This window comes from Streptomyces sp. NPDC107538 (assembly GCF_055657445.1).
On record NZ_JBVKAY010000001.1, the window covers coordinates 85,016 to 102,669 of the forward strand.

General features: G+C 67.7%; 13 protein-coding genes and 1 pseudogene. 5 read left to right on the forward strand and 9 right to left on the reverse strand.

All coding sequences use genetic code 11. The annotated features are described in order from the left end of the window. Positions 1-8: 8 nt before the first annotated feature. Entirely contained in the window at positions 9-809 is an 801-nt protein-coding gene (locus ACZ7MG_RS00350; RefSeq protein ID WP_471387242.1) for a crotonase/enoyl-CoA hydratase family protein, read from the reverse strand. Between the two features lie 100 nt (positions 810-909). Here ACZ7MG_RS00350 and ACZ7MG_RS00355 point away from each other — a divergent pair, with 100 nt between their 5' ends. After that, positions 910-1,437, forward strand: coding sequence for a winged helix-turn-helix transcriptional regulator (locus ACZ7MG_RS00355; protein ID WP_471387245.1), 528 nt, complete (start codon positions 910-912; stop codon positions 1,435-1,437). Positions 1,438-1,544: 107 nt separating this feature from the next. Continuing rightward, the gene (locus tag ACZ7MG_RS00360) at positions 1,545-3,845 is read left to right on the forward strand and encodes an FUSC family protein (RefSeq protein WP_471387247.1); all 2,301 of its coding nucleotides are present in this window, start codon (positions 1,545-1,547) and stop codon (positions 3,843-3,845) included. A gap of 18 nt (positions 3,846-3,863) precedes the next feature. On the opposite strand, the gene ACZ7MG_RS00365 is transcribed toward ACZ7MG_RS00360, so the two are convergent. Next, positions 3,864-4,853 (reverse strand): NAD(P)-dependent alcohol dehydrogenase, encoded by a 990-nt coding sequence (locus tag ACZ7MG_RS00365; RefSeq protein ID WP_471387249.1) that lies wholly within the window; start codon positions 4,851-4,853, stop codon positions 3,864-3,866. A 618-nt stretch (positions 4,854-5,471) separates the two neighbouring features. Between ACZ7MG_RS00365 and ACZ7MG_RS00370 the strand changes: the two genes are divergently transcribed. Further along, positions 5,472-6,371: a helix-turn-helix transcriptional regulator gene (locus tag ACZ7MG_RS00370; RefSeq protein WP_471387251.1), complete on the forward strand. Its 900-nt coding sequence runs from the start codon at positions 5,472-5,474 to the stop codon at positions 6,369-6,371. A 143-nt stretch (positions 6,372-6,514) separates the two neighbouring features. On the opposite strand, the gene ACZ7MG_RS00375 is transcribed toward ACZ7MG_RS00370, so the two are convergent. Beyond that, positions 6,515-7,174: a S1 family peptidase gene (locus tag ACZ7MG_RS00375; protein WP_471387254.1), complete on the reverse strand. Its 660-nt coding sequence runs from the start codon at positions 7,172-7,174 to the stop codon at positions 6,515-6,517. 665 nt (positions 7,175-7,839) lie between these two features. On the opposite strand from ACZ7MG_RS00375, the gene ACZ7MG_RS00380 reads away from it, so the two are divergent. Further along, complete coding sequence (locus ACZ7MG_RS00380) at positions 7,840-8,832, forward strand: aldo/keto reductase (protein WP_471387256.1); 993 nt, start codon at positions 7,840-7,842, stop codon at positions 8,830-8,832. A 111-nt stretch (positions 8,833-8,943) separates the two neighbouring features. On the opposite strand, the pseudogene ACZ7MG_RS00385 reads toward ACZ7MG_RS00380, so the two are convergent. The 6 genes and pseudogenes from ACZ7MG_RS00385 to ACZ7MG_RS00410 form a co-directional block, all read right to left on the reverse strand. Continuing rightward, a pseudogene (locus tag ACZ7MG_RS00385) lies at positions 8,944-9,273 on the reverse strand (alpha/beta fold hydrolase); the annotation flags it as partial. Between the two features lie 195 nt (positions 9,274-9,468). Continuing rightward, positions 9,469-10,395, reverse strand: coding sequence for a helix-turn-helix transcriptional regulator (locus ACZ7MG_RS00390; RefSeq protein WP_471387259.1), 927 nt, complete (start codon positions 10,393-10,395; stop codon positions 9,469-9,471). A 170-nt stretch (positions 10,396-10,565) separates the two neighbouring features. Next, the gene (locus ACZ7MG_RS00395; protein WP_471387262.1) at positions 10,566-12,569 is read right to left on the reverse strand and encodes a ricin-type beta-trefoil lectin domain protein; all 2,004 of its coding nucleotides are present in this window, start codon (positions 12,567-12,569) and stop codon (positions 10,566-10,568) included. Positions 12,570-12,932: 363 nt separating this feature from the next. Then, positions 12,933-13,823 carry an aldo/keto reductase gene (locus ACZ7MG_RS00400; protein ID WP_471387265.1) on the reverse strand — a complete coding sequence of 297 codons (891 nt, stop codon included), beginning with the start codon at positions 13,821-13,823 and terminating at the stop codon, positions 12,933-12,935. Continuing rightward, positions 13,823-15,265, reverse strand: coding sequence for an MFS transporter (locus tag ACZ7MG_RS00405; protein WP_471387267.1), 1,443 nt, complete (start codon positions 15,263-15,265; stop codon positions 13,823-13,825). Before ACZ7MG_RS00405 ends, ACZ7MG_RS00400 begins: the two co-directional genes overlap by 1 nt. Before the next feature lie 157 nt (positions 15,266-15,422). Then, entirely contained in the window at positions 15,423-16,457 is a 1,035-nt protein-coding gene (locus tag ACZ7MG_RS00410; protein WP_471387270.1) for a zinc-dependent alcohol dehydrogenase family protein, read from the reverse strand. A 296-nt stretch (positions 16,458-16,753) separates the two neighbouring features. Here ACZ7MG_RS00410 and ACZ7MG_RS00415 point away from each other — a divergent pair, with 296 nt between their 5' ends. Then, a complete protein-coding gene (locus ACZ7MG_RS00415; RefSeq protein ID WP_471387273.1) occupies positions 16,754-17,650 on the forward strand; it encodes a helix-turn-helix transcriptional regulator in 897 nt (298 codons plus the stop codon). The last annotated feature ends 4 nt before the right edge of the window (positions 17,651-17,654 follow it).

Consider the following 17,654-nt stretch of genomic DNA (forward strand, 5'->3'; position numbering starts at 1 on the left):
CGGGGTGGTCAGCGGCCGGTGAAGACGGCGTCGCGGCGCTCGATGAAGGACGTCACGCCTTCGGCGCCGTCGGCGGTGCCGATGAGCCGGGCGATGTCGGGGCGCAGCTGGGCGATGGCCGCGGCGTCGCCCTCTTCGTGGGCCCGGTGGGCGGAGGCCAGTGCGGTGCGCACGCCCAGGGGCGCGGAGCGCTCGCTGATGACGCGCGCGATCTCCTTGGCCCGCTCGACCGCCGCGTCCCCGTCGGGAGCCACCTCCTGCACCAGTCCGATGCGGTGGGCCTCGGCGGCGTCGTACTCCTCGCCGGTCAGGATCCACCGCATGGCGTTGCCCCATCCCACCTCGCGGGGAAGCCGGAAGGTGGCGCCGCCGAAGGGGTAGATCCCGCGACGGATCTCGAACTGCTTGAAGCGGGCGTCCTGGGCGGCCACACGGATGTCGGCGGCCAGCAGCAGTTCGATGCCCAGGGTCATCACCCAGCCCTGTGCCGCCGCGACGACGGGCTTGGTCCACGTCCCGTCCAGCCGCCACGGATCGCGGCCGCCCTCGGGGAGGGCGAATCCGCCCGAGGCGAGTTCCTCACCGACGTCGAGCATGTCCAGGCCGCCGGTGAAGTGGTCACCGTGGGCGAACAGCACTCCGCACCACAGGTCGTCGTCGGACTCCAGCAGGCCGTAGGCCTGTGACAGTTCGCTGAGCATCTGCTTGGTGAAGGCGTTGCGCTTGGCCGGGCGGTTCAGGCCCATCAGCAGCACATGGCCGTCCCGCTCGACGGTGACCGCGGGTGCATCCACAGACGTGGAAGTCATCGCCTTCCTCCTAAGTTGAATGATGAGACTTACTGGACGGTAGCGAGCTGCATCCTCGAAGGCAAGCAGATCTCATGATGAGACTGATATCGTCAGAGGTATGAGACGGACCGCATTCGACAACTGGCCCTGCTCGATCGCCCGCACCGTGGACGTCATGGGCGACGGCTGGACGCTGCTGGTGCTGCGTGAGGTCTTCTACGGGGAATCACGCTTCGACGGGTTCATCGACGCCCTGGGCATCGCCCGCAACACCCTCACCGACCGGCTCCGCCGTCTGGAGAGCGCCGGCCTGCTGCGGCGGCAGGCCTATCAGAGCGACCCGGTCCGTCACGAATACCTGCTCACGGAGAAGGGCCGCGACTTCTTCGGCGTGCTCGCCGTGATCAACTCCTGGGGGGACCGGTGGCTGGCCACCGAGGACGGCATCCCGGTGGTCATGCACCACACGACGTGCGACCACGACGCCCAGCCGCAGGTCGTCTGCTCCTCCTGCGGCGATGAGCTGCGCCACGAGAACATCACCGTCCGCCCGGGCCCGGGCTACCCCGCCCGGTTGCTCGACAACCCGGACATCAGCCGGCGGTTCACCCCAGGTCATCAAGCTGAGGCTGCTTCCCGTGGGTGACGCCTGACCGCTTCGGTGACTTCGAGGTGGGATGCGCGGCCCGTTCCGTGTTCGCCTATGGGCGCGATGTGTTGTGGGCGCCATGCCCCCGCCGACGAGAGGTGCGCATGCAGATCCCGAGACGGATGCCGTCCGCAGCAGAGCTGGTGACGTGGTTGCGCGAGCGCGACCCGGATCTCGCGGCGACACGGCGGGCCGGGCGGACCGCGATCGTGATGCCGGCCCTGTTCGCGTTGTGCACGCAGGTGTTGCACTCGCCGACCATGGCGAGCTTCGCCGCGTTCGGGTCCTTCTCGATGCTGCTGATGGTCGACTTCAGCGGCCCGATGGTGGAGCGGCTGCGCGCGCAGGCGGCGCTCGCGGTGGCCTGGGCGGCTCTGATCTGCGTAGGAACGCTCGTGGCGCAGGCGACCTGGCTTGCCGTCGTCACGACGTTGCTGATCGCCTTCGTGGTCCTGTTCTCCGGCGTCGTCAGCTCTGTCCTGGCGGGCAGCGCGACCTCGCTTCTCCTGGCGTTCGTCCTGCCAGTCTCCACGCCGGTACCGATGTCCCTCCTGCCCGAGCGCCTCGCGGGCGCCGGTCTCGCGGCGGCAGCGGCGTTGCCGGCCGTGTGGCTGCTATGGCCGCGTCCTGTCGCCGACCCGCTCAACGAGCCGGCGACCCGGGTCTGCCGAGCCGCTGCGGCACATCTGCGCGCGGACGCCTCTGGCCTGGGCGATCACGCTACGGCGGCCGACTCCGCGCGGCGCCGGGCCGCCGCTGAGGACACCGCCGAGGCGAACACGGACCTGCGGAGCACCTTCGACACCACCCCATACCGCCCCACCGGCTTGTCCACCACGTCCCGCACCCTGGTCCGTCTCGTCGATGAGCTGAACTGGCTGAGCACCATCCTGGAAGACCGGCCCGCCTACACCGACGAGCCCCCTGCCTGCGACCCGGCCGCCCGTACGGTGCGCCTGATCGCCGCCGACGTCCTCGACCACACCGCCGAGCTGCTGACCGACATGCGCTTGGACGTCGGTCCGCTGCGTGCCGCCACGGCGCAGCTGCGGGAGGCCATGCAGACGATGGAGAAGACCTCCACCGTCCGGCTGCCCGCCGACCACCCGGTCGGCGACAGCCCGGAGGAGATCTACGGCTTCATCGCCACCCTCGATCTCTCCTTCCGCGCCCAGGAGCTGGGGTTCGCCGTCCTGCAGATCGCGGACAACGTCGCGACGGCCGCCACCGCTTCCCGACGACACTGGCTGGACCGCCTGCTGGTCCGGGAACCAGGTGCGCTGACCGAACCGCTGGCTCTGGCCCGCGAACGGGCCGCGGCCCATCTCGGCCTCGGGTCGGTGTGGCTCCGCAACAGCCTGCGCGGTGCCGTCGGTCTTGGCATCGCCGTACTGATCGCCAACCTGACCGGGGTGCAGCACTCCTTCTGGGTCCTGCTCGGCACCCTGTCCGTGCTGCGTTCCAACGCCCTCAACACCGGTCAGAACGCCCTGCGCGCCGTCCTCGGCACGGTGGTCGGCTCCATCATCGGCGCGGGCCTGCTGCAACTGATCGGGCACCACGGCACGGTCCTGTGGTTCCTGCTCCCGCTGGCGATTCTGGTGGCCGGCATCGTCCCCTCCGCGATCTCCTTCGCCGCGGGGCAGGCCGCCTTCACCGTCACACTCGTCGTGATGTTCAACCTCGGCCAGGACCCCGACTGGCACATCGTCCTGCTGCGCGTGCAGGACATCGCCCTCGGCTGCGCGGTCAGTCTCCTCGTCGCGCTGTTCTTCTGGCCCCGGGGCGCCGCGGCCGCCGTACACAAGGCACTGGCCGAGGCGTACGTCGACAGCGCCCGCTATCTCGCCGAGTCCGTGGACTACGCACTCCGCCCAGGCCGCCAGGCGGACCCTTCCCTGTCCCAGGGGAAGGCTGCGGAGCAGAACCGGGAGGCGGCGGCCTCTGCGCGTCGGCTGGACGACGCGTTCCGCACCTACCTCGACGAACGCGGCTCCAAGCCGCTCTCCCTGGCCGACATGACCGCGCTGGTGACCGGTGTGGCGGCCCTGCGGCTGGCCGCCGACGCGGTCGTCTCCCTGTGGCGGGGCGTGGGCCCTGAGCCGGAGATCGACGGCGGGACCGAAGCTCACCAGGCCATTCTCGGGGCCGCCTCCCGCGTCACGGAGTGGTACTACGGCTTCGCGGCCGGCCTGGGACGGGGAGCTCCCGTCCCAGAACCCGTCCAGCTTCATCCAGAGGCCGCGGCCCTGCTCGTGGAGTCCGTTCGCACCGACCTTGTCGACGCCCTGGGGCGGCCCGGAGGGACCGCCGTCCGCGTCATCTGGACCGGTGACCACGTCGACGTGGCCCGCCGTCTCCAGCCCGGCCTCGCCCTGGCGGCGAAAGGGAGCGCGACCCGCTGACCCTTCGAGGTGCGGCGATCAGGCCAGCGAAGAGACGTCCACCACGAACCGGTAGCGCACGTCGGAGGAGAGAACGCGGTCGAACGCCTCGTTGATCTTCTGCGCCGGGATGAGCTCGATCTCGGCACCGATGCCGTGCTCCGCGCAGAAGTCGAGCATCTCCTGGGTCTCGCGGATACCGCCGAACAGCGATCCGGCGTACGAGCGCCGGTTGGCGAAGAGGGAGGGCACGTTCACCGGCAGCGGCTCGCTGGGGGCACCGAGGTTGATCAGGGCGCCGTCGAGGGCGAGCAGGGAGAGATAGGCGTCGACGTCGATCTTCGCGCTGATCGTGTTGAGGACGATGTCGAAGCTTCCGGCTAGGTCCGCGAAGGTAGACGGGTCGCTGGTGGCGTAGTAGTGGTCAGCGCCCAGACGCAGACCGTCCTCCTGCTTCTTGAGCGACTGGGACAGGACGGTGACTTCTGCCCCCATCGCCTTGGCGATCTTTACGGCGAGGTGGCCCAGGCCGCCGAGGCCGACGACCGCGACCCGCTTGCCGGGGCCGGCGCCCCAGTGCCGCAGCGGCGAGTACGTGGTGATGCCGGCGCACAGCAGGGGCGCGGCGGCGTCGGGCTGCAGGCCGTCCGGGATCCGCAGAACGAAGTCCTCGGTCACCACGATGTGGGTGGAGTAGCCGCCCTGGGTGATCTGCCCGTCCCGGCCGACGCTGCCGAACACCAGGGTGTGACCCTTCAGGCAGTACTGCTCCTCGCCCTTCAGGCAGTTGGCGCACTCACGACAGGAGTCGGCCATGCAGCCGACGCCCACGCGGTCGCCGACCGCGTGCCTGGTGACGGAGGAGCCGACCTGGCGAACGGTGCCGACGATCTCGTGGCCGGGGACGAGGGGGTTGGGTATGTCCCCGAACTCGCCGCGAGCGAAGTGGATGTCGGAGTGGCAGATGCCGCAGTAGTCGATCTCGATCAGCACGTCATGCGGACCGACGTCGCGACGCTCGACGGTCATGGGGACGAGCGGTTCGGTCGTGGAAGTAGCGCCAAAGGCGTTGACGGTGAGCACGGTCTCTCCAATGGTGCTGAGCTGGCTGGGAAAGGAGGGAGCTGGTCGCAGGCTCGGCCTCGACGGCCCCTGCTGGGCACTGCGGGGCTCTGACCGCCCACGCTGTGTCACCGAGTTCCGGCTCCCTGCGCCGGGCGGGCTCTACGCGTCGTAGCAGCCGACCGCAGCGCTCACGTCCAGCCTGGCCGGACGCGCAGGCGTCTTCCAGGCCGTGACGGTCCAGGGAATGGTGTTCCGGGGTACGGCAGAACCCCCCACCGGAATATGCGCAGCTCACGCAAGCCACCCAAGTGGCTGCTCAAAGCGCGTGTCGTCGAGAGAACCTCCGGGACGCCGACGACGCTGCCGTATCCACGTTACGGAGCGTCCTTCCGGCCCGGGTGAAGGCGATACGCAAGCCCTCTCATCAGCGGTTCGTCGCAACACGAGGAGGGAGCCATGCGGGATCCGACGACCGGAAGCTTCATCGCAAAGCCACGGAGACGGTAACGGGAGCGCCAAGGGGCCACAATGCTTCCGTCCCAGCTCGTAGCCCCCTCCGCGCTGTGCTGCCACACTGGGCAAATGGCACGTGAGCGGCAGAACGACAACGGCGGCACGGAACTGGGAACCTTCCTCCGAGCTCACCGCGCCGCTGTCACCCCCGAGAGAGTCGGTCTGCCGACTGGGCCAGGAGTCCGGCGTACGCCTGGGCTGCGCAGGGAGGAGCTGGCCACCCTCGCCGGTGTCAGTGTCGACTACTACGTCCGTCTGGAGCGCGGCAAGGAAACCAAGCCCAGTCCCTCGGTGGTCGACGCTCTCGCACGGGCGCTTCTGCTGGACCCGGCAGAGCACGAGCACCTGCGCGTTCTCGTCGCCTGCGCCGCGGGTGCCGCCGCTCTGAAGCCCCCAGGCCAGGACACGGAGACGATCCTGCCCGGGATCGGCCTGCTGGTGGAGAACCTGAGACCATTCCCCGCGTACGTACTCACCCGCACCATGAACGTCCTCGCATGCAACCCGTCCGGACTGCGGCTGTTCCACGGGCTGGCAGAGTGGCCGGAGAACGAACGCAATGTGGTCCGCTACGTCTTCCTGCATCCAGCCGCTCCCAAGGTGTTCGATGACTGGCAGGACCAGATCCGCGCCGCGGTCGGACGACTGCGCTCCCTGCACAGCGTGGAGCCCGACGCCCCCGGCTTGGCCGAACTCGTCGATGAACTGCTCGACGCGAGCCCGGAGTTCAAGGACCTGTGGGAGCGTTACGACGTGCGGCTGCACACCCACGGCAGCAAGACCTTTCACCACCCGGATGTGGGCGACCTGACCCCCAGTTACCAGAAGCTCCTGATCGAGGGCACCCACACGCAGCGGCTTGTCATCTATTACGCCGAGCCCGGCACCCCCGATTACGACAAACTGGTGCTCCTCGACACGGCAGAGTTCCAGCAGCGCGCAGCACCTCACAAGCACGACGCGCGCTGAACCTTGGGAAGCCGTTCGGGATCACGAAAACTGCCGATCGGGTCAGCATCTCCTGGGCGGCGCGGAGGGCTTGGCCTGAGGGCGAGCGGCTTTCGAGACGCTCGCCCCCGATGCGGCACCGGAGTATTCCCCGAGTCGGGAGCTCAGGCCCCTGTGACGTGCCTGATCCATGCCCGGTGTGAGGCGATGCTGCTGTACTCCGTCGCCCCGAACAGAACACCCACCTGCTTGCCCTTGTAGAAGGCGGGGCCTCCGGAATCACCCGGCTCGCTGTCACCGCTGATCTTCTTGGTCCAGATCGCTCGGCCGATGATGTCGTCGTGCTTGATCGCGGTCACGCGGTTCGTCGCCTGCCGCAAAGGCTTCGGGTGCTTGCCCCAGCTGCCGTATCCGTAGATGCTGACGACGGCGCCCCTCGGCGGGTCGGTGTCCGCGAGCTTGATGTGCGGTGCCTTGACTGGCTTGGTGAGACGGAGCAGTGCCACGTCGTCGAGGCCATCTGTGTTCAGGTGCCGGATCTTCGCCACATCCGCCTTGACCCCGTGCCCTATTCGGACCGAGCCGACCCGCACGGACATCTTGCCCCGGTGGTCGTCATAACAGTGGTACGCGGTGAGCACCCACCGGTCGTTGAGCATTGTCCCCGTGCAGGTGAAGCGCCCCTTGACGTACACCTGCACCGCCCAGGGCGCGGAAGAGACGGCCTGGCCGCCGCTGATCGCGTGTGCGGACGAAAGTGGCAGGGTCATGGTGGCGGCAAGCCCGATTCCGGCGGCGATGGCGACTCGCTGGTGATATCGCACGGGGCGTCCTTCTCTGGTCGGCGGTCGATCTGGCTCAACGATCGCCGCGCACAGGGGACGTTCGCCTCGGCCGTTCGGCTGGAATGCACGAGAGCAAACGAGCTCTGCTCCGGACAGCATCGGCCTTTCGGCCAGGGAGGACGACGGAGCGCAATGCCTCCGGACCCACACAGCGTCAAGCCACAGGGGTGCGCAGGCGGTTCACGGGCAGTCACTGGCGGGAGATGCTCGAGCGGTTCGGCGTCTGGCAGGCGGTCTGCAACCACTTCACGTGGTGGCGTGATGCGAGTGTCTTCGAGGCCCTGCTGGAAGAGGCGATGTTGCGAGCACATGAGCGACATCGTCCGCGCCGGCGTGCACGAGTTCGTTGGGGGGAGTGATATTCCGGGGTGTGACAGGGCCCCCCACGCACCGCGCCAGTCCGGCCGATCTTGGCTATAAAGGACGAGAAGGCGCAATCGAGAAGTTGCCTGGGCCGAAATTCCGCAGGATTACAGACCTGAGACGGAGCCCCCAGTCGCGATGAGATCCGCTTTTTCGCCCACTGCATGAAGGTCGCTGGCTGGCGTGACCCAATGGGCTCCAGCGGCAAGGGCGCCGGGTCCGTCGCCAACGAAATGCACAGTCAAACGACGGCTGGCCCATCACACCGGAGAGCGAGCACGATGAAATACACGAAATTCGGCAACACCGGCATGGACGTATCCCGCATCTGCCTCGGCATGATGAGTTTCGGCAAGCCCGGAAGTGAGAACGGGCTTTTCCCGTGGGCGCGTGATTTCGATGACGCCAAGCCGATATTTGGCCGGGCTGTCGAGTTGGGCATCAACTATTTCGACACCGCGAACGTCTATCAGCTCGGCACGAGTGAGGAAGTCACCGGCCGCCTGATCAGGGAGTTCAACCTCGATCGCGACGAGATCGTCGTCGCCACCAAGGTGAGAATGGAGATGCGTGCCGGAAAGCCCAACGGTGGTGGACTTTCCCGGAAGGAGATCCTCAGCGAGATCGACAAGAGCCTGGCGCGACTGGGCCTCGACTACGTCGACCTGTACACCATCCACCGACTCGACCCGCTGACGCCGCCGGAAGAAATCATGGAAGCACTCCATGACGTGGTGAAGAGCGGCAAGGCGAGGTACATCGGAGCTTCGACGATGTACGCGTGGCAATTCGAGAGGCTCCAGACCATCGCCGAGAAGAACGGCTGGACCAAGTTCGTCTCGATGCAGAACCACTACAACTTGATCTATCGCGAGGAAGAGCGCGAGATGATTCCTCTTTGCGAGGATCGAAAAGTGGCAGTCACTCCGTGGAGCCCGCTGGCCGGCGGCCGAGCGGCGCACTCGTGGGGGACCGTGACGCCCCGCGTCGAGATCGATGAGGTTTCGAAGTGGGTATGGGACAGCACCAACGACCTGGACAAGGTCGTGGTCGACAACCTCGAACGCCTCGCGAAGGAGCGCGGCATCCCGATGGCCCAGATGTCGCTGGCCTGGATGCTGAGCAAGCCGTACATCACCGCCCCCATCGTCGGCACGACGGCCGTCCAGCACGTTGAGGACGCGGTCGCAGCCCTGGACGTGGAACTCTCGGACGACGAGATCCAGGAGCTGGAGAAGCCGTACGTCACCCACCCCGTGCTCGGCATGATGTGAGTACTGTCGGCCGAGAGCAGGCGTCCATCACGCCCATGCCCTGCCCACTCATCCGGAGACTGGCGCGACGGTCGCCGCAGGCAATCCCGGCCGTGTGGGAAAGCTAATCGGTCAGCGGCTGGCTTGCGAGGAGCCGTCAAGGACCACGTGCAGTCGATGCGCGAACTTGTACGGCTTCCCCGCATATCCGAACTCCCCGTCCATGAATCCGCCGTGATGGCTGGGGAACACGGTCGCCTGCTGTCCGAGCAGTTCAGCGGTCGCGACGGCGGTGCGTCCGGTCAGCACGTCCTTCGACTCCTCGCCCACAGCGATCACAACGCGGGTCGGCGCAGCGGCGATCGCGGCGGGATCCGGCCGGTAGCTGCTGACCGCCCATGACCGGTCGGACAGCAGCGGATCATCCCGTGAGCCGTCGTCCTGCGTGGGCATTGCGAACGCCCGGGCCATGCCGATAATCGGTCGGCTCTCCATCGCTGCCCCAGACCCCCACCGGCACACCAGGCACCAGGCACCAGGCACCAGGCAAAGTTGCCTCAGCCGGAACGATCACAGACTTCAGACATAGGCACTCTCATGGCTGCTCCGAAGCGGCTGCTCAGGCTTTTCCGCTTCACCCTCTGGCGCTGAAGCCCCTCAGGGAGACGGAGGCGCCGCGTTGGTTTCGTCGGTACGTGTTCCCTCGGCCTCGACCGGCTCGGTCCGGGCCGCCATGTCGAGCAGTACCAGGGCGTCGTGGTCCGGGGTGCCTTGCTCGGCGAAGTAGGCCAGCAGCCGGTGGCCCGGGGTTCCTTCCAGCTCCATCGTCTGGAAGTCCAGGGTCAGGACACCGACTTCCGGGTGATGGAACGTCTTGCGACCGTGCGAACGGACCCTTACTTCGTAGCGATCCCACATGCGGGCGAACTCCTTGCTCTTGAGGAGGAGTTCGCCGACCAGCCGAGCCAGATCGGGGGCGTCGGGGTCGGTACCGGCCAGGGCACGCAGTTGGGCGACGCCGCCTCGGATCTGGTTGTCGTAGTCGTCCGCGAAGAGACCGGGCGCGGCGGGATGGAGGAAGACGTAACGGGTGATGTTGCGCTCGCCGGCCGGCCACTCCTCGATACCCGGGAGAAGCCGCAGCCCGCTCGTGTTGGCGGCCAGCAGATCGTTGGTCCGGCTGACCACATAGGCGGGCCCTGGCCGCATGCTCTCGAGCAGGAGGTGGACACCCGGTCGCACAGCACGGGAAGGGGCGGGGTGGGGCTTGGCTGAGCTGCGCATGGCAGTCAGCACGAGGCTTCGCAGGTGCTCGTGTTCGTCGTGCTCCAGCTGAAGAGCCTGGGCCAGGGCATCGACCACAGCCGGGCTCGGCCGCGTCTCCCGGCCCTGCTCCAGCCGGGTGTAGTAATCGATGCTGATCCCGGCGAGGGTCGCCAGTTCCTCACGGCGCAGTCCAGGTGTGCGGCGCAGTCCGGTTCGCTCCGGGAGCCGCGTGTCGGCGGGATTGAGCCGAGCACGGCGGGCACGCAGGAAACGGCCCAGCTCCGTGCCCCCGTTCGTGGAGGCCTGGTCACGTCTCATGAAATCAGTGTGACTCTGTCCTGACCTGCGAGGGAGCCGTGAGGGGGGCCGTGTCACTCCCCGGAACGCGACTCCCCGGCACCGTGGGCGGCCGCAGGACCGACCGGTGCCTGTCAGGTGGAGGAGGGCAGCGCCTCCACCTGACAGGCGTCAACCTGCCGCGACGGCTGTCAGGTGAGAGACCACTTCTGGTTGTCCTGGCCGTTGCACGTCCACAGGATCAACTTGGTGCCGTTGACCGTCGCTGCGCCGGAGGCGTCGAGGCAGAGCCCGGAGAGGTTGTTGGTGACCGTTCCGTTCGCGTTGGCGGTCCATTTCTGGTTGGTGCCGTTGTTGCAGTCGTAGATGATCACCTTGGTGCCGTTGGAGGTGCCGTTGTTGTCGGCGTCGAGGCATTTGTTGCCGTAGACGACGAGTTCGCCGCGCGAGGTGCGGGTGAAGGTCTGGTTGCGACCACCGGTGCAGTCCCACAGGTCCGCTTGGGTGGCGTTGACGTAGGTGTTCTTCTGGATGTCCACGCAGCGGCCCGAGGCGGAGCCGACGAGGGCGGTTCCGTGGGTGCCGGGTATGCCCTGGACGCGGAGCGCGTCGATGTCGGGTGCGCTGCTGCCGGAGACGGCGGCGAACCTCGCCGTGTTGGCTCCCTTGCCCAGGTGCGCGAGGACGGACACGGTCCGGTAGGTGGTCGGTGACCCGGTCGGTGGGAAGGAGACGACGTACGGGTACTGACCGTTGACCTGCATGGTGGCCTTTGCGGCCGTGTTGCCACCATTGGCGTAGGTGATGTCCACCAGTTCGGTGCCTGCCGACGAGGCGGTGACCCCTGTGAAGCTCGGGGTGGTGGCGGCGCCGGTGTCCTCGTAGGTCGTGCCGGAGGCTTCGGTGCCGGAGACGGTCAGAAGTACCGCGTCGTTCGCGGGGACCGAGGTGGTGTAGCCGGTGGCGAAAGATCCGGCGTCGGTACGGGTCCACGCGTTGCGCACCGTCGCGGAGGCCTGGGTCAGGCCGAGGTCGGCCCAGCGGACGGTGATGTTCGCAGCGGACCCGGTGCGGTTGAACAGCATCACCGCGCGTTTGCCGGTACCGGAGAGCACCTTGCCGTACACCTGTAGGCCTGTCGTGTCCTCGGCGACCTTGACGCCCTGCAGACCTCGCGCGTCCTGATCGATGGCGAGGACCTCTGGATTGGTGAGGATGTCGCGGGTCTCCGCGGTCATCGTAGCAACGTTGTTGCCCGCCAGCAGCGGAGCGCCGGAGATCGACCACAGGCTCATGTGCAGCCGATTACGGGCGGCGGTCATGCCGTTCAGGCCGACCATCAGCATGTCGGGGTCGTTGTAGAAGCCCGTGTGCTGGGCCGCGGGCTGCAGGGCCTGATCGAAGTTGCGGTACATCTTCGTCAGACCCGGCGTCTCCTGATAGAAGAGGACGTCCTCGCTGGTGCGCCACAGGTCGCCGTAACCGGTCGCCCAGTTCCAGGGCAGTCCGCTGCCCCACTCGCAGAAGGACAGCACCAACTTGCGGCCTGTGGCCGCCGACGCTGCCTCGTTCGCTGTGGCGATCTGCTTGTACTGAGTCTCCTGGTCCAGACCCTCGACCCGGCCGCCGCACCAGTCGATCTTGACGTAGTCGAAGCCCCAGCGCTGGAAGGTCTCCAGGTCCTGCTGGTAGTGCCCCTCCATGCCGGTGTTGGGCGCCGCGGGGCGGGTGGTGGGGTAGTAGTAGCCGCAGCCCTGCTTGCCGGCGTCGGTGTAGATGCCTGCCTTCAGGCCCTTGCTGTGGATGTAGTCGGCGATCGCCTTCATGCCGCCGGGCCACAGGTTTTCGTCGACGACGATGTTGCCGTTCGCGTCGCGGGCGCCCTGCCACCAACCGTCGTCGAGGTTGACGTACTTGTAGCCGGCGGCGGCCATACCGGAGGAGACCAGGGCGTCGGCCTGCTGCTTGATGACGTTGTGGTCGATGCTGCTGAAGAAGCTGTTCCAGGACGCCCAACCCATCGGCGGTGGTGCGACATCTGCCTGATTGGTGCTCACGGCGGCGGGGGCGGCGGCCAAGGGCACCGACAGCTCCTGCCGGTTGAGGCCCGCCAGACCTGCCACGGCGAGTCCAGCGGTGAGGACCTGGGCGGTGATGCGCCCGGCCCATCTTCGTACAGCGGAGTGGGAGGTCATGCGGCTCTCCAGGAGTGGGGACGAGGAAACGAACGGGATGACCTCACGGTGCGCCGGCCGTCGCATGTCTTCGGCGAGGGCCACCGCGCTGAGGGCGCCGGCCGGCTGAGCGTCGGTTCCGCAATCAATCCGCTGTGGTGCCAACGGCCGCGGCATAAGGGGGCGTTCGCACGGAGCTTGTGCTCATCGGCACTCCAAAGCCACGAGCTTCGTCCGGGATATCGGACCGAGTTCGGAAGGTCGGTCAGAAGGTAGAGGTGATGTTGACCATAGGTCAATGACTCTTGCTGTTTTTCGTTGGCTTTTGTGGGTGAACGGGCGGCGACATCTCTCAGCCGCCGCCCACACGCGAGGAGGTTGAGCTCAGGCCTCGGGAATGGCGCGGCCGTAGGCGGCGAGTGTGACGGCCTCGGGCTCGGGGCCGCCGCGGCGACCGGTGTCGAGCGCGTCGAGGGCGGCGAGTTCGTCGGCGGTCAGTTCGAAGTCGAACACGTCGTTGTTCTCCGCGATCCGCTCGCGCTTGGTGGACTTCGGAATGACCGAGCGTCCGTGCTGAAGTCCCCAGCGGAGCAGCACCTGGGCCGGGCTCTTGCCGTGGGCCTGGGCGATGCCTGTCACGGTCGTGTCCTCCAGGACGCTCTTGCGGTCCTCGCCGTACCCCGGATAGAAGGTGATTCCTCCGATGGGCGACCAGGCCTGGTTGAGGATGCCGTGCTTGTCGTCGAAGTCGAGGACGAGGCGCTGCTGGAAGTAGGGGTGGATCTCCAGCTGGTTGACCGCGGGGACGACCGACGTCGCGTCCAGCAGCGTGGTCAGGTGCTCGACCATGAAGTTGCTGACGCCGATGGCTCGGACCTTGCCGTCCGCCAGAAGCTTCTCCAGGGCGCGGTAGGCCGCGAGAGTCCGCTCGAAGTCCGACGGCAGGGCCTGATGCAGGATCAGCAGGTCGATCTGGTCCACCCCGAGCTTCGCGGCGCTCTTGTCGAAGCCGTGCAGGGTCTCGTCGTAGCCGTAGTCGCTGATCCAGATCTTGGTCTCGATGAAGACCTCGTCGCGGGGTATCGCGGAGTCGCGGATGGCCTCGCCGACCTCGCGCTCGTTGCCGTAGGCCGCGGCGGTGTCGATGTGCCGGTAGCCGAGTTCGAGGGCGGCCGTCACGGCGGCCCTGGTCTCGTCGGGCGGGGTCTGGAAGACGCCGAGCCCGAGGGCAGGCATCTCGACACCGTTGTTGAGGGTGAAGGTCTGCACGGTCATCAGGACCTTTCGTTGTGGGTGGTACGTGACGGCAGGACGAATGCCAGCACGGTGAGGGTGGCGAGAGTGAGCAGGACGGCGGAGCCCATCAGCGCGGCACCGGAGCGGTCGGCGATGTCGGCGGCCGCGTGGCCCGTCGACACCGCCGCGGCCACAGCGGTGAGGATGCTGAGGCTCAGCGCGCTGCCGATCTGGTGGACGGTGTTGACCAGCCCGGAGGCGGCTCCGGCGTCAGATGGGTTGACGCCGGAGACACCGCTGGACGTGAGCGGGGCAAGGGCCAGGCCCTGGCCGGCGCCGATGACCACCATCGGCAGCGCGACTCCGGTGACGTACGGCGTATCGAATCCGAGGCGGCTCAGCCACACCATTCCGACTGCGGTGACGGCCACTCCCGCCACGAGGACGAGGGAACTCCTGAGCCTTTCGAGCAGCCGAGGCACCGTGACGGCGAAGGCGAAGTTGACCAGCGTCATCGGCAGGAAGGCAAGCCCGGCCTGTAGGGGCGTCCAGCCGTACACACGCTGTACGAACTGTGCGGTGAAAAAGAAGAACCCCATCATCCCGCCCATGTAGAGCATGCGGGCGACGTAGGCACCGCTGCGCTCTCGGCTGACGAACAGCCGCAGGGGCACGATCGGATGGGACGCGCGTCGCTCCACCAGGACGAACAGGCCCAGCATGAGCATGCCGGCCACGAGCGGCACCACGGTGAGCGGGGCGGTCCAACCGCGGTCGGTGGCGTCGACGATTCCCAGAACCAGCGCGGTCGAGCCGAGTGTGGCGAGCAATGCTCCCGCCACGTCGAAGCGGCCTGGTTGCCTGACGGTCTCCGGGAGGAACCGCACCGCCAGGACCATCATCACTATGCCGATCGGAATGTTGAGGAAGAACCCGGCCCGCCACGAGATCAGGTCCGCGGCCAGCCCTCCGACGACCAGACCGAGAGCGGCGCCGATGCCGGCCACGGCGCTGTAAGCCGCCATCGCACGGTTGCGGGCCCGGCCCTCGGCAAAGCTGCGGGTGAGCAGGGACAAGGCGGAGGGAGCGAGTACGGCGGCCCCGATGCCCTGCAGCGCTCGTGCGCCGATCAGCCACCACTGGGTCTGCGCGGCGCCGACCAGGAACGAGGTGACCGAGAAGACGACCAGGGAGAACAGGAACATCCGGCGGTGGCCGAAGAGGTCACCGGCCCGCGCGCCCAGAAGCAGGAGGCCGCCGAAGACCAGGACGTAGGCGTTGGTGATCCACGACAGGCCGGTCTCCGAGAACCCCATCGTCGACCGGATCTGCGGCAGTCCGGTGAAGACGATCGAGTTGTCGAGGATGACCATGAAGTAGCTGATGCAGATGATCGCGAGGATCAGTGTGGGCCGGGCCGGCCCGGCACCGTCCGAGTCTGCACCGGCGGGGGTCGTCCCGCGTGGCTCGGTGGTGGTCATCGTGGCATCCGCTCCATCGTCGTTTCCCGATCGTCGGGGCTGGTGAGCGCTGTGCTCAGCGGCTCAGCACCCGTCCGGACGAGCCGGTCGGCGTGCCGCAGGGCCGTGTCGATTCGCCTGCTGTCTCCGGCCCACCCGCGCGGCGGCGTCCAGGCGCTCATGGCCGCACCAGCACCTTCAGCGCCTCACGCGCGTCCATGGCCCGGTAACCCTCCGGGACGCCCGAGAGGTCCACGGTGCGATCGAAGACCCGGCCGGGCTCGATCCGGCCCTCAAGGATGTCGGGGAGGAGCTCCTCGATGTAGGCGCGGGCCGGGGCGGGGCCTCCGGTCAGGGTGATGTTCTGACCGAAGAGGCTGCCGAAGCCGATCGGCGCCTCCTCGTACTGAGGCACGCCCACGCGGCTGATGGTGCCGCCGGGGCGGACCACTCCGTACGCCTGCTCGTAGGCGGGCCGATACCCGACGGCTTCCAGGACGATCTCGCTGCCCCCGCCGGTGAGCTCGCGTACCTTCTCGATGCCTTCGGCACCGCGCTCGGCGACCACGTCGGTGGCCCCGAACTCGCGGCCGAGGTCGGTCCGGGCGGTGTGGCGACCCATGAGGACGATGTGCTCGGCCCCGAGCCGCTTCGAGGCCAGTACGGCGAGCAGGCCGACAGCCCCGTCGCCGATCACGGTGACGGTGCTGCCCTGCCTCACGCCGCCGCGGACGGCGGCATGGTGGCCGGTACCGAGCACGTCGGAAAGGGTGAGCAGGGAGGGGATGAGCGCGTCGTCGGCGCTGACCGGGAGCTTGACCAGGGTGCCGTCGGCCAGCGGTACCCGGGCCGCCTCTCCCTGGCCGCCGTCGATGCCGTTCCTCGCCCAGAAGCCACCGTGCACGCAGGAGGTCTGCAGTCCGGCCAGGCAGAACTCACAAGTGCCGTCCGAGTAGGCGAACGGCGCGACGACCAGGTCGCCCCGCTTGACCGTGCGGACCTCGCTCCCGGTCTCCTCGACGACCCCGATGAACTCATGGCCCATCCTGACCGGCCCGTCGGAGGGGGACATCGAGTGGTAGGGGTGCAGGTCGCTGCCGCAGACGCAGGCCGCGGTAATGCGCACCAGCGCGTCGGTGGGTTCCTTCAGGCTCGGGTCGGCGACATCCCCGACACGGACGTCGCCGGCCCCGTACATGAGTGCTGCGCGCACGATCTTCCTTTGGTTCGGGTTCAGACTCCTTGACTCTGTTCATGCAACCCGCACCCGTGCATGCGTGGGAGACCGTGCTGTTCCGGGTAATGACAGTGCCTCCCAGAGCGTCGTCGCCGGACCTACGGTGAAAAGGTCGGCGAGAGTTTTACGGCGAGCAGGAGGAACCACCCCGTGACCACGGACTCCCACCCGAGACCGGCCGCTGGGCTCATCGGGGACGCGTCGTTCTGCGCCGACCGGTCCAAGGCGATGTCTGCTGTCGACATGGCCGACAAGACACTCGGGAACTGAGCATGGCCAACACCGACAAGAAGAACGTCACCGCAGAGGTCCGCGAGTTCCTCAGCACTCGAAGGGCGAAGATCTCGCCCCAGCAGGCAGGCCTGCCCGCACACGGGGGCTACCGCCGGGTCGCAGGTCTGCGTCGGGAGGAGGTCGCTCTGCTCGCCGGGATGAGCGTGGACTACTACATCCGGCTCGAACGCGGAAACCTCAGCGGTGCCTCGGAATCCGTGCTCGATTCCCTGGCCCACGCGTTGCAGCTCAATGAGGCGGAACGCGTCCATCTCTACGATCTGGCCCGGGCCGCGACATCCTCCGGACAGCGGGCTGCGGTGACCACTTCCCGTGTGCGGCCGACGATCCTGCGGATGCTCGACTCGATGACCGATGTGCCGGCCTACGTGCGCAACGGACGCTTCGACATCCTGGCCGCCAACGCCCTCGGCAGGGCCCTGTACGCCCCGGTCTTCGACTCACCCCTGTTCGCTCAGCGCGGGCCGGTGAACACCGCCCGTTTCCTGTTCCTGGATCCGGCGGCCGAGGACTTCTGGGCTGACTGGGACAAGGGCGCCGACGACTCAGTGGCCTTTCTGCGCATCGAGACGGGACGGGCGCCTCACGACAAGGCCCTGACGAATCTGATCGGCGAACTGACCACCAAAAGCGACGAGTTCGCACGCCGATGGGCCCGCCACAATGTGAAGCTGCACCGCTCGGGCGTAAAGCACCTTCATCATCCCGTGGTCGGCGAACTCGCTCTGCCCTACGAGGCGATGGACCTGTCGGCCGATCCCGGCCTGCGCATCAACGTCTACGCCCCGGAACCGGGATCACGCGAGCAGGAGGCCCTCGGTCTCCTCGCCAGCTGGGCGGATACGGATTCCGCCACCCCCTCCCGGAACGAATGAGAAC

Coding starts and splice junctions, on each gene's coding strand:
- ACZ7MG_RS00350 (WP_471387242.1), bottom strand. CDS start 809: ATGACTTCCACGTCTGTGGATGCACCCGCGGTCACCGTCGAGCGGGAC.
- ACZ7MG_RS00355 (WP_471387245.1), top strand. CDS start 910: ATGAGACGGACCGCATTCGACAACTGGCCCTGCTCGATCGCCCGCACC.
- ACZ7MG_RS00360 (WP_471387247.1), top strand. CDS start 1,545: ATGCAGATCCCGAGACGGATGCCGTCCGCAGCAGAGCTGGTGACGTGG.
- ACZ7MG_RS00365 (WP_471387249.1), bottom strand. CDS start 4,853: ATGACCGTCGAGCGTCGCGACGTCGGTCCGCATGACGTGCTGATCGAG.
- ACZ7MG_RS00370 (WP_471387251.1), top strand. CDS start 5,472: ATGGCACGTGAGCGGCAGAACGACAACGGCGGCACGGAACTGGGAACC.
- ACZ7MG_RS00380 (WP_471387256.1), top strand. CDS start 7,840: ATGAAATACACGAAATTCGGCAACACCGGCATGGACGTATCCCGCATC.
- ACZ7MG_RS00390 (WP_471387259.1), bottom strand. CDS start 10,395: ATGAGACGTGACCAGGCCTCCACGAACGGGGGCACGGAGCTGGGCCGT.
- ACZ7MG_RS00395 (WP_471387262.1), bottom strand. CDS start 12,569: ATGACCTCCCACTCCGCTGTACGAAGATGGGCCGGGCGCATCACCGCC.
- ACZ7MG_RS00400 (WP_471387265.1), bottom strand. CDS start 13,823: ATGACCGTGCAGACCTTCACCCTCAACAACGGTGTCGAGATGCCTGCC.
- ACZ7MG_RS00405 (WP_471387267.1), bottom strand. CDS start 15,265: ATGACCACCACCGAGCCACGCGGGACGACCCCCGCCGGTGCAGACTCG.
- ACZ7MG_RS00415 (WP_471387273.1), top strand. CDS start 16,754: ATGGCCAACACCGACAAGAAGAACGTCACCGCAGAGGTCCGCGAGTTC.